This window comes from Clostridium beijerinckii (assembly GCF_018223745.1).
Lineage (GTDB): Bacteria > Bacillota > Clostridia > Clostridiales > Clostridiaceae > Clostridium > Clostridium beijerinckii.
This window is the reverse complement of the sequence record NZ_CP073653.1, coordinates 5,230,186-5,243,292: the sequence shown is the minus strand read 5'-3', so window position 1 is coordinate 5,243,292 and position 13,107 is coordinate 5,230,186. Positions and strand designations below refer to the sequence as shown.

General features: G+C 29.4%; 9 protein-coding genes. 8 read left to right on the top strand and 1 reads right to left on the bottom strand.

Annotation, left to right across the window (positions count from 1 at the left end; translation table 11 throughout):
* The first annotated feature begins 223 nt into the window (after window positions 1-223).
* From KEC93_RS23435 to KEC93_RS23420, 4 genes are all read left to right on the top strand, one after another.
* Window positions 224-2,911, top strand: coding sequence for a sigma-54-dependent transcriptional regulator (locus tag KEC93_RS23435; protein WP_077869847.1), 2,688 nt, complete (start codon window positions 224-226; stop codon window positions 2,909-2,911).
* 431 nt (window positions 2,912-3,342) lie between these two features.
* A complete protein-coding gene (locus tag KEC93_RS23430; RefSeq protein ID WP_017212129.1) occupies window positions 3,343-3,666 on the top strand; it encodes a PTS lactose/cellobiose transporter subunit IIA in 324 nt (107 codons plus the stop codon).
* A gap of 77 nt (window positions 3,667-3,743) precedes the next feature.
* The gene (locus KEC93_RS23425; RefSeq protein WP_023976101.1) at window positions 3,744-4,052 is read left to right on the top strand and encodes a PTS sugar transporter subunit IIB; all 309 of its coding nucleotides are present in this window, start codon (window positions 3,744-3,746) and stop codon (window positions 4,050-4,052) included.
* Between the two features lie 188 nt (window positions 4,053-4,240).
* Window positions 4,241-5,551 (top strand): PTS sugar transporter subunit IIC, encoded by a 1,311-nt coding sequence (locus KEC93_RS23420; RefSeq protein WP_103698919.1) that lies wholly within the window; start codon window positions 4,241-4,243, stop codon window positions 5,549-5,551.
* Between the two features lie 154 nt (window positions 5,552-5,705).
* Here KEC93_RS23420 and KEC93_RS23415 read toward each other — a convergent pair whose 3' ends face one another.
* Window positions 5,706-7,454: a methyl-accepting chemotaxis protein gene (locus KEC93_RS23415; RefSeq protein ID WP_023976099.1), complete on the bottom strand. Its 1,749-nt coding sequence runs from the start codon at window positions 7,452-7,454 to the stop codon at window positions 5,706-5,708.
* 449 nt (window positions 7,455-7,903) lie between these two features.
* Between KEC93_RS23415 and KEC93_RS23410 the strand changes: the two genes are divergently transcribed.
* From KEC93_RS23410 to KEC93_RS23395, 4 genes are all read left to right on the top strand, one after another.
* The gene (locus KEC93_RS23410; RefSeq protein ID WP_054249045.1) at window positions 7,904-9,376 is read left to right on the top strand and encodes an L-fucose/L-arabinose isomerase family protein; all 1,473 of its coding nucleotides are present in this window, start codon (window positions 7,904-7,906) and stop codon (window positions 9,374-9,376) included.
* Window positions 9,377-9,731: 355 nt separating this feature from the next.
* Entirely contained in the window at window positions 9,732-11,045 is a 1,314-nt protein-coding gene (locus KEC93_RS23405; RefSeq protein WP_012060834.1) for an ABC transporter substrate-binding protein, read from the top strand.
* 264 nt (window positions 11,046-11,309) lie between these two features.
* Window positions 11,310-12,209: a carbohydrate ABC transporter permease gene (locus KEC93_RS23400; protein ID WP_041900230.1), complete on the top strand. Its 900-nt coding sequence runs from the start codon at window positions 11,310-11,312 to the stop codon at window positions 12,207-12,209.
* Window positions 12,210-12,214: 5 nt separating this feature from the next.
* Entirely contained in the window at window positions 12,215-13,057 is an 843-nt protein-coding gene (locus KEC93_RS23395; protein ID WP_041900228.1) for a carbohydrate ABC transporter permease, read from the top strand.
* Window positions 13,058-13,107 lie beyond the last annotated feature (50 nt).

Genomic DNA, 13,107 nt, shown 5'->3' with positions numbered 1-13,107 from the left:
TAATTTAATTGCTTAAGGTAGGTATTTACAAGAAAGTAAAAAAGCAATGATATAATTTGTAATTGGACTACTACAAACAAATATCATTATTGTCATTGATAAAGTAGGCGAGACTAATAAATAGTATGTTATTATATTACTATGTATAGAGTCTCGCTTTATATATTTTAAGTTAAGTAGTGTATGTAAAAATATTTTAAGTTAATAGGGGGGGATTAATGAGATGAAAAGAATTGAATTAATTCTTGCAAAGTTAAGAGAAATAAAAGATTTGTTTCCAAATGGAATTTCTGCATTAGAAATTGCGGAGGAGTTAAACCTTAGCAGAGCAAATGTAAGTAATGATTTGAATAAATTAGTAAGTGATGGGAAGGCAATAAAGATAAAGGGGAAGCCGACACTATTTATTGCAATAGATGAGGAAAACGTTACCTCAAATTTATCAGTCATAAATAAGTTTTCGGAAGCTAACCCTAGTCTATATTCAGCAGTAGAGCAAGCAAAAGCCGCAATATTGTATCCACCAAATGGAATGAATATATTATTACTTGGGGAAACAGGAGTTGGTAAATCGACTTTTGCAGGACTGATCTATAGATATGCCATTGAAATGAATGTGAAATCTAAAGATAGTCCTTTTATAACATTTAATTGTGCAGATTATGCAAATAATCCTCAGTTATTACTTGGGCAATTATTCGGAGTAAGAAAAGGTTCTTATACAGGGGCGGATTTTGACAAGGTCGGTTTGCTAGAGAAAGCTAATGGAGGAATTTTATTTCTTGATGAGGTTCATAGATTGCCTGCAGAAGGGCAGGAGATGTTCTTTACATTTATGGATAGAGGGGTATATAGAAGGCTTGGAGAAACAGAAAGTGAAAGAAGTGCAAATGTTCTTATAATAACGGCTACTACAGAGGATCCAAATACTACATTGCTAAAAACATTTACTCGAAGAATTCCTATGGTTATAACAATACCATCATTAAAGAATAGAGGAATGGAAGAACGATTCAATCTAATAAAACAATTTATGATTGAAGAGTCAGGAAGACTTGGAAAAAGTATTAAGGTGTCAGTAAACTCAATAAAAGCTTTTTTATCATATAACTGTGAGAACAATGTAGGGCAGTTAAGATCTGATATACAATTAGCTTGTGCTAAAGCATATGCTGATTTTCTGTCGAATAGAAAAGATGTAATAAAGATAAATAGTATAGATTTACCGCTATATATAAGGGAAGGTTTATATAAAGAGATAGAACATAGACAGTTATGGAACAAATTGATTGATATAAATAAGAGATATCTAATATTTGATAAGGATGAAGATAGGGAGATATTTGAAGAAGGTACTAATGATAGCAATATCTATGAGATGTTAGATTTAAGGACAAATGAACTTAAAGCAAAGGGAATAAAAGGAGAACATCTAGAGGAAGAAATAGAAAAAGATATTGAAGATTATTTTAAAAAATATATTAACGATTTTAGTACTAAAGTTGATATGACCAATATAAAAAACATCGTAGAGAAAGATGTTATGGATATAATCGAGGAGATTATTTTATTCTGCGAAGAAGAACTGGGAATAAAGCTAGACAAAAAAATAAGTTATGGGTTAGCAGTTCATATTAGTAATTCAATAGATAGAATAAGGAGAAATAAAAAAATTGTTAATCCTAAATTAAGTAGTATTAGAGAAGAAAATAAAAAAGAATTTAGTGTGGCTTTAGATGCTTTGAAGATGATAGAGAGATCAATTGATATAAGTATGCCAATTGATGAAGCCGGATTTATAGCTATGTTCTTAAGTTATAATTATAGAAACGTAAGATATATACAAAATGATGTAAAGATAATAATAATTGCCCACGGTATTAGTACTGCGACATCAATGGCTGAGGCAGTTAATAGTCTGCTTGGAACAGAAAATACTGCGGGTATTAATGCACCCATAGAAGAAAAACCTGAGAATATATTAGAGAAAACTATAGAATATATTAGAGAACAAAAAATTAAATCGGATATATTATTTTTAGTAGATATGGGATCACTTACGACTTTTGGAAAAGAAGTAGAAAATATATCTAATATAAAAACTAGAACCATACCATTAGTCAGCACTTTGCATGCATTAGAAGCAACAAGAAAATCTATGATGGGATATTCTTTGGACGAAATATATAGAGAAACACTAGATGTTAATAGTTTATATGATGATAATGTTGCAGATATAGATTATAAGGAAAACGAGAAAGATAAAAGATTAGCAATAGTAACAGTGTGTACAACTGGTGAAGGTGGAGCTAAGACTATTAAGGGAATATTGGAACGAAATCTAACTTTTGATAAAAATGTAATAGAAATTGTGCCTATAAATTTTATAGGCAAAGAAAATGTATATGAAAGAATAGAAAAATTAAGGAATAAATACGAAATTATTTGTTTTGTCGGACCTTTTGAATTAGATGTAAATAGTCCGCAGTTTTCGCTAGATGATATTATAGATGGAGATTGTGCTAAGGATATACAAAACCTTATTGATGCAGAAGAAACATATATAAAAATGGAGGAAACTTTAGAGCGTGATTTAAAAAATGTTGATGGAATAATGGTACTAAAGAGCATAAAGAAATTCAATAGAACTGTTACTGAAGAATTAAAGGTTAATATAAAGATTAATATTCTAATTGGAATAACACTTCATATGGCGTGTGTAATAGATAGATATAAGGAAGGTAAAATTACCTTAGAATTTGAAGGGAAAAAGGATTATATAAAAAATAATTTTAATCTATATAAAATTGTGAAAAATGCATGTGCACCTATAAATACAAAGTATTCAATTAGTGTTTCAGATGATGAAATATGTTATTTAATGACATTCTTTGATAGTAATAACATTTAATAAATGAATCATGAAAAAATAAGAAATATATAAATATCTATTCTGTAGGATAACTAGTAATCTTACTTTATAGATATTTATATTTTTTTTGTTTAAATTTATAGACTAAGTTTTATAATTTAGTGCAAAATATTGTCTTGAATCTATAATATCTAAAAAATTGGGTATAAAACATATAATAAATACACAAAATAAAACACATTGACCATTTGTTTTAAAAAATTTGTGAAAAAGTAAAACACATAATAATTGTTTTTAAAGTGTTTTATTATCCTCAAAAGTGCATAAATGCTACGATTGAACTCATAATCACATTTTTATTTCTGCATCAGAAACTTGGCACGGTTATTGCTTTATATATAAGCATAAGAAAAACAAAACAAAATTAATATAAAGTATAAAAACAAAAAGTATTAAAAGGAGAGAGCAAAATGGAAGAATTAGAATTAGCAATCATGAATATTATAATAAACGCTGGAGACTGCAAAAATCATGCTTATATGGCTCTTAATAATGTAAACGAAGGAAATTATGAGGAAGCTGAAAAAGAAATGCAATTAGCAAATGATGCATTAGCTAAAGCTCATGAAGGTCAGACAATGTTTCTTCATAAAGAAGCTAATGGAGAAAAAGTTGATATATCGGTTTTATTTGTACATGCACAAGATCATTTAATGACAGCAATAACTGAAAAGAATTTAATTGAACAAATAATGGAATTAAGGAAAATTATAAATACATTAGTAAAACAATAAAAGAGATATAAATTTAATTAATCAACAACTATAATTCTTATTTTAATAAACTATATATATTTAAGGAGGAATCAACTATGATGAAAATTAGATTATTTTGCGCAGCAGGAATGTCAACAAGTCTTTTAGTTAGTAAAATGAAGGATGCAGCTAAGGTCAAAGGTGTAGAAGTAGATATAGAAGCTTTTCCAGAAGGACAAATGGATAAACATCTAGATAATGTAAACGTTGCACTATTAGGGCCACAAGTTGGATATACATTAGGAAAAGCAAAAAAGATGTGTGAACCACTTGGAATTCCAGTGGATGTAATACCAATGGTTGATTATGGAATGATGAATGGAGCAAAAGTGCTAGAATTTGCACTAAATTTAGCTAATAAATAAGAACTGAATTTATATAGAAAAATGTAATATAAAACTGAATTATTGTACAAAGTTATATATAATCATTTAAGATATTAGCAGGCTATATGGAAGGTTGTAACTTTAATATAAAAGATAATATTAAGCCTAACATATTTATTATTATATATTCTGACTATCATATTATATTTAATTAAGGAGGAATCATTATGTCAATTGGAAATACCCTAAATGAAAAGGTTATACCAGTAGTTATGAAGTTTGTTAACCTAAAAGGTGTTATAGCATTAAAAGATGGTATTTTATTTACATTACCTTTTATTATGGTAGGATCAGTATTTTTATTACTTGCACAAATACCATATCAGCCATTTAACGATTGGATGGCTAGTCAGCTTGGACCAGGATGGACAGAGCCATTATTTCAAGCTTATGGAGCTACATTCTCAATAATTGCATTTATTGCGGCAATAGGTATAGCATATACCTATGCGAAAAACGAGGGACATGAACCTCTATCTGCAGGAATAATATCATTTGTAGTATTTTTATTAACAACTAATTCTTATGTGATAACTAAGGGAGGAGAAAAAGTAAGCGATGTTATTAGTAAAGAATTTGCTGGTGGAAAAGGAATGGTTACAGCAATTATTATTGGTTTAGTTGTAGGTGCAATTTACTCATGGTTCATGAAAAGGAAGATTACAATTAAAATGCCAGCTGGTGTACCACAAGGGGTTGCAAACTCATTTGCATCATTAATACCAGCAGCAGTTATAGTGCTTGGAGCAACAATACTTTATAGTATTCTTAAATATGGAATGAATACAACATTTATAGAACTAATATATAAGTTAATACAAACACCATTACAAGGAATGACAGATTCTCTAGGCGGAGTTATTGTTATGACATTTATAATCCCATTTTTATGGTGGTTTGGAGTACATGGATCATCAATTATAAGTGGTATAATGACAGGAATACTAACATCAAATGCAATGGAAAATCAAGCTATAGTTAATAGTGGAAAAGCACTTACAGTAGCTAATGGTGGTCATATAGTAACACAACAATTTTTAGACAATATGATTGGTATGACAGGTTCAGGTGTAACAATAGGACTTGTAATATGTATGTTATTGTTTGCAAAATCAGCACAAAGTAAAGAACTAGGTAAATTAGCTATAGTACCAGGATTTTTCAATATAAATGAACCAGTTTCATTTGGAACTCCAATAGTAATGAATCCATTTATGGCAATACCATTTATACTTACTCCAATGGTTACAGGGTTAATTACTTATTTTGCAATGTATACAGGGTTAGTTCCATTATTTACTGGAGTATTAGTTCCATGGACAACACCACCAATAATAGCAGGACTTATCTTAGGTGGATGGAAAATGGCGTTATTGCAATTAGTAATTATGGGAGTATCATTTGTTATTTACTACCCATTCTTTAAGAAACAAGATGCTTTAAACTTTAAAAATGAACAGGCAGCAAAAAATGCATAAAATTGAAATTTGATATAAATTAAATCAAGAACATTTTTAAAAATTAGTAGTCGTAATTTAATTAAAGATAAATTATTATTACTTTTTCTATAATAAATAGCCTCTATATAAAATAGTTATTTTCAAAGACTATTTATATGGAGGCTTATTTATATCAATGTTGTAATTTGAATTCAGAAATTTGCTCATGCATAATTTGCGAGTGAGATGCTAATTCTTCAATAGATGCTGATGTTTCCTCTGCTGTTGCTAGGTTAGTTTGGACAATATCTGATATAATATCCACTTTTAAAGTCATTTTTGATATTGCACTTGTTTGCTCTTCAGAAGCAGTAGCTATTTCCTTTACTAACTCTGAAGTATATTCAACATTTTCGACAATGCTATTTAAGGCTATACCAGTTTCATTTGCTATCAATTCGCCTTTAGATACAGTGTTTAATGAGTTCTTTATTATTTGAGTAATATTTTTAACAGAATTAGAAGATTGTTCAGCTAATTTTCGTACCTCATCAGCAACAACGGCGAACCCCTTTCCGGCATCGCCTGCTCTGGCAGCTTCTATAGCTGCATTTAAAGCTAATAAGTTAGTTTGTTCAGATATTGACTGAATTGTATTTATAATTGCTGAAATTTCATTGGAGGCAGTAGCAATCTCGTTTATAGATTCCATTAATTGTTTCATTTTATTATTTCCATCAGCAACAATCTTTGTTGTTTCATTGTAATAATTATAAGCTTTTTCAGAGTTATTTGTATTCTTTTTTACTTGATCAAGTATTATATTAAAGTTTCCCTGAAGTTCTTGCACTGCGCTAGCTTGATTAGAAGCTCCTTCGGAAAGTACTTTTGTAATTGAAGAAATTTCTTTCGCGCTATTTGCAGTAAAATCAATTGATTTATCTATATCTAAAAAGCTAGAATTTAAGTTAGCTATAATTTCATCTAAAGATTTTTGTATTGGCGCAAAATCCCCAATGTAATGAACGGATTCCATTTTGTTAATATTTAAATTTCTATTTGATAATTCCTCTAATGTATATGTTATATCTTTAATATATAATTTTAGCATATCTATAGATTTCTTCAAATCATTGAACATATCACCCATTTCATCTTTTGAAGAATATTCATTGTCTATGTTTAATATTCCATTTGATAAATTTGTAGAAACTTTTTTTACATTATTTATTCCTTCAAATATAGAAGATTTTAAAGTTTTACCTAGAAATCTTGGAATGAGTATTAAAAATATAATTATTAAAACAAGAATTACGGTAGCCAAATTCCTGTAAAAAATGGATTCATTTACAAATGTTTGTGCATTTCCTTTAGAAGATTCGTATAATTGAGAAATATAATTTTCGACAATATCTATTTGAAAGCTATATGTATCCAACTTAGAAGTTATTGTACTTTTAGGATCATTATTTTTGATAGAATTGCATAGTTCTTTTCTATAGGTATCAGCAATACTTAAATTTTTAGTAAGTTGATCTATGGCAGATTTATCACTTGTATTTTGCTTCAATAAATCTATCTTACTAGTGAGCTCTTCAAGGGCTTCATCGGAATTTCTTATAAAGTCTTCCTTATTTTTAGGACTATTTTCTATTACAGCTCTAGAAATATTTGTATCAGAAACCTGAAATGCAAGCCTAATATCGGATAATGCTTGAGAAATATGATAAGGACCATTATATAGAGAAAAAGTTCTAGCAGATAATGATAGTAGTACACCTATAGATATAACCATACTCAATAATGTAAATATAAGTATAAAATTAAAGGTTGTATCTATTTTTTTACTTATAGAATAGTTTTTGAATTTTTCGTTTAATTTGAATGATTTACTTATGAAGGATTGTTTATCTTTATTAAAAGCTTTTTTAATTTTATTCATACCGAATCACTCCTACTAAATTCAAAGTGAAAACATTAACATATATTATTATATCAAAGTTTACATATTACAGCAATTGAATAAATAGATAAAAATTTATGCATTTTACAGTATATAACTATTAGAAAAATTAATTATGAAAATGTATACAAAAAGGTATTGACTAATTAATATAAAAGCTTTATTATAGACTTATCAAACAACATTTAAAAAGTTATTTTAAAATATATTTAAAGTGAAACATTAACAAGTACTAAAGCTAAATTTAAAACTCGGACAGGCTATGTAAAATAATAGCTAGATTCAATTATTTAGGAATAGGATATTAATTAATATCTAACTTAATAAATCTAATTTGTAGCATTAAAATATCGAATAATATACTTCGTAAAATTTGTCAAGATCTGATTATAAGAATTTAAAATTCATAAAAAATGGAGGAGTTAAAAATGAATAATATACCACAAGTAAAATTAGGAATTGTTGCAGTAAGTAGAGATTGTTTCCCAATGGAATTATCAGAAAATAGAAGAAAAGCAGTAGTAGAAGCTTTTAATGGAGAAATTTTTGAATGTCAAACAACTGTTGAAAATGAAAAAGATATGAGAAAAGCTTTAGCTGAAGTTAAAGAAGCTGGAGTAAATGCATTAGTTGTATATTTAGGAAACTTTGGTCCTGAAACTTCAGAAACTTTACTTGCTAAAGAATTTGATGGACCAGTTATGTTTGCAGCTGCTTCAGAAGAGAGCGGAGATAATTTAATAGGCGGACGTGGAGATGCATATTGCGGAATGTTAAATGCAAGCTACAATTTAGCTCTAAGAAACATTAAAGCATACATTCCAGAATATCCAGTAGGAACAGCTCCAGAAGTTGCAGGAATGATTTCTGAATTTGTGCCAGTTGCTACTGCATTATTAGGATTAAAGAACTTAAAAATAATTTCTTTTGGTCCAAGACCTCAAGATTTCTTAGCTTGTAATGCACCTATTAAACAATTATACAATTTAGGTGTTGAAATAGAAGAAAACTCAGAACTAGATTTATTTGCTGCATTTAATGATCATAAAGATGATCCAAGAATTGCAGACGTTATAGCTAGCATGGAAAAAGAATTAGGTGAAGGAAATAAAATGCCTGGTATCTTACCAAAGCTTGCTCAATATGAAATTACATTATTAGACTGGATGGAAGAACATAAAGGTTCAAGAGAATACATTGTATTTGCAAATAAATGCTGGCCTTCATTCCAAACACAATTTGGATTTGTACCATGTTATGTAAACAGCCGTTTAACAGCTATGGGAATCCCAGTATCATGTGAAGTTGATATTTATGGTGCATTAAGTGAATACATCGGAACTTGCATAAGCCAAGATGTTGTAACATTACTTGATATAAACAATACAGTTCCAGCTGATATGTATGAATCAGAAGTTAAAGGGAAATTTAATTATTCATTAAATGATACATTCATGGCATTCCACTGTGGTAATACAGCAGCTTGTAAATTAACATGTGGAACAATGAAAAACCAAATGATTATGGCAAGAGCTCTTGAACCAAATCAAGAACCAAATATAACTAGAGGAACACTTGAAGGAGATATAGTACCAGGAGATATTACATTCTTCAGATTACAAAGTAATGCAGATGCAGAACTTACAGCTTATGTAGCAGAAGGTGAAGTATTACCAGTTGCAACTCGTTCATTTGGAGCTATAGGAGTATTTGCAATTCCTGAAATGGGAAGATTCTATCGTCACGTATTAGTAGAAGGCAGATATCCTCATCATGGAGCAGTTGCATTTGGACACTTTGGAAAAGCTGTTTACAACTTATTTAGATATTTAGGTGTTAAAGAAGTTGGATTCAATCAACCAAAAGGTATGCTTTACAAAACTGAAAATCCTTTCAAATAGTATTGGATATTTACCAGAATCAAAGGGTTATAGATAAATATTCTTGGCAGTTTTTTTATCTATCTTTGTTTTTGAGGTAATATATTTCAAAGGCTGAAGGCAGGTTCCCCTCCAGCTTTCAGCCTCAATTTATAAAAATTTAATATGTGAATAAAAATATAAATGCCTTCATTATTTAGATAGTATTTTAGAGAACTATTTAAAATGGAGGTTATTTATGCGTTTAATAAAGAAAAATTACAATAGGATATAAAATTATATCTAAAAGACAAATTATTCAATTTTTATTAAACGTTATCAATGCTAATATATAAGTATATCAAATATATGAAAATTCTAGGGGGTAGAAAGGTATATGAATAAGAATTTGAAAAGGATAGCATCAATCATAATGACAGTAACTATGGTTTCTGCATCAATGATTGGCTGCGGAAACAGCACTTCACAGACAAGCGGTGGATCTGCTTCAGGAAAGACAAAATTGACATTATGGCATATCCAAACGTCAACAGCAGCAGATGCAATTAAAGCATCAGTTAAAAGGTTTATGGAAGCTAACCCACAATATGATGTAGAAGTTGTTGATCAGGTTAATGATTCCTACAAACAGAAATTATCTATGGCAATGAGTTCAAATCAGACTCCAGATGTATTTATTCAATGGGGAGGATCAGGATTAATTGATTATGTAAATTCAAATAAAATTGCTGATCTTACAGAATTCATGAACAAAGATAACTACAAAGATAAATTTATAGATGCTGGAATTAATCAATGTTCATACAATGGAAAAATTTATGCCGTTCCAGTTGAAAACGTATCCGTAGCAGGCTTCTTCTATAACAAAGATGTTTTTGCTAAATATGGAATACAAGAGCCAAAAACTATTTCTGAATTAGAAGCTGCATGTGATAAGTTAAAAGCAAACGGAGTGGCGCCATTTGCTTTAGCTAATGCTACAAAATGGACAGGATCTATGTATTATATGTACTTAGCAACTCGTTTTGGTGGGTTAAATGCATTCGCAGATGCAGCATCAGGAAAAGGAAAATTTGAAAACCCTGCATTTGAATTTGCTGGAAGCAAAATTCAAGATTGGGTTAAAAAAGGTTACTTTATAGATGGATTCAATGGTATGGATGATGATAGTGGTCAAGCTAGACAAGCATTATACAAAGGTGATGCAGCTATGGATTTAATGGGTTCATGGTTCACAGGTACAGTACTTGGTGAAAATCCAGACTTTATGAGTAAATTAGGATTCTTCCCATTCCCAGCATTAGACGGTTCAAAAGAAGATCAATCACTTTGTGCAGGAACAGTTGGAGATAACTTATATTCAATTTCAGAAACATGTAAAGATAAAGAAGGTGCTTTTAAATTAATTCAATCTTTATTAGATGATCAAGCATTACAAGATCGTAAGAAATTAGGTAAGATTATTCCACTTAAAGATTTTAAACCAGATGATGCATTAACACAAAAAATCTTAGACACAGTTAACCAAGCAAAAGGAGTTCAATTATGGTATGACCAATACTTACCAGCAGAAGTTGCAGAAGTACACAAATCAACTTGCCAAGAAATATTTGGTTTAACTAAGACTCCACAAGATGCAGATAAGGAATTACAATCTGCTATGGATTCATATAAGGCAAAAAATAAATAATTATAGCAGCATTTAAAAAATAATGTAAAGCTGTTGCAAAATAAAAATTCTATTATATATAAACAACTGCAAATTTAGATTTGCGTTATAGCTTATCTTTGAATGAGAAGGCGCAAAGCATTTATGATTTCTGAAAAAGGAGTAGAAATATGATATATCAGAGATGTAAATATGTTTATATTATAAGTCAAATGCAGAAGTTGAATTTATGCGGTGGAATTAATTTTGTAACAGCTCAATAATTATATAAAGGAGAGAGAAAAAGTGCAATTACAAACTAATAGTTTAGCTAAAAGACGTGCCGCGTCAACGAGAAATGCAGCAATTATATTTCTTGTGCCAGCATTTTTATTCTTAATAATATATATAGCATATCCAATTGTCTACTCTTTTAATTTAAGTTGCTATAATTGGAATGGATTTGCATCAAATAAGGTATTTGTAGGATTAAATAACTGGAAAGAACTTATTGCTGACCAAATTTTTAGAAAAGCGTTTCTAAATAATATTGTTATTATGATTCTATCTATAGCTGTCCAATTACCAATAGGTCTTGCTCTTGCAACATTTTTAGATTTTGGTGGGAAAAAATTTAATATATTTAAAGTAATTTGGTTTATACCAATGTTAATGTCATCTGTTGCAATTGGTTATTTATTTAAGTATGCATTAGATGCAAATTCTGGTATAGTATCAGGAATATCAAAGTTGCTTGGTGGGCATTCAGTAGACTTATTAGGTAACCCTAAGACAGCACTATTAACCATAACAATAGCTATTTGCTGGCAATTTATTCCCTTCTATATGGTGTATTTTTTGGCTGCATATAGTGGAATACCATCAGATTTATATGAAGCAGCAATAATTGATGGAGCAAAAAAAAGTCAGTATTTTTGGAAAATAGCACTTCCACTTATGAAACCAGCTATTAAAAGTGCAATTGTATTATCAATGGTTGGATCATTAAAATATTTTGATCTCATATATGTTATGACAGGTGGAGGACCAGGTAACGCGTCAGAACTTATGGCAACTTATATGTATAAGAACGCGTTTTTATCTCAAAGAATGGGATATGGCTCAGCAATTGCTTCAGGGATGTTTATTCTTATAACCATAATATCATTAATCACAATTAAAACATTAAATAGAAAGGAAGATTGACTATTATGAAGCAGAATTCATTAATAAAAAAATTATCTATAAAAGCTATTGTTGGAATACTAGCAATAGCATGGCTTTTAATTACAATGGTTCCTTTTATATTTATGTTATTAGCAGGATTCAAACAGCAATTTGAGATGCTTATGGGAAGTGTATTTGATTTACCAAAAAGTTTATATTTAAAGAATTTCATTGACGTATTCAAAGGAAACATATTTATTTACTTTAAAAACAGTATATTAGTACTTATAGTGTCGCTAGTAATTTTACTATTCTTAAGTGCATGTGCATCTTATCCATTATCTAGATTCAAATTTAAGCTAAATAAGCCAATATATGCTATAATAGTAGCATGTATGTCAGTGCCAGTTCACGTAACATTACTTCCAATATTTTTGATGACTACTAAGATGGGTTTGTATGATAGTCCTTGGGCATTAATAGGTCCATATGTGGCTTTTAATTTACCAATCTCAGTATTTATATTAGTTACATTTATGCAGGCAATTCCTAGGGAATTAGAAGAAGCAGCTGAGATAGATGGGTGCAATAAATATAAAATCTTTTCAAATGTTATGCTTCCATTAGTGAAGCCAGGGCTAGCAACTTTAGCAATTTATAATGGTGTTGCTATATGGAATGAATTCAGTTTTGCATTAGTTTTAACTCAAACATTACCTAATAGAACATTACCACTTGCTATTTGGGAATATCAAGGTCAATATACAATGAATGTTCCAATGATTATGTCGGTATTAACTATTTCTATGTTACCAATGATCATAGCATTTATTTTTGGACAAGATAAATTAATAAAGGGTATGATGGCAGGAGCTGTCAAAGGTTAATAATATACTTATGGTAGGTAACTCTTATATATAAGAATTACAAAAAGGGA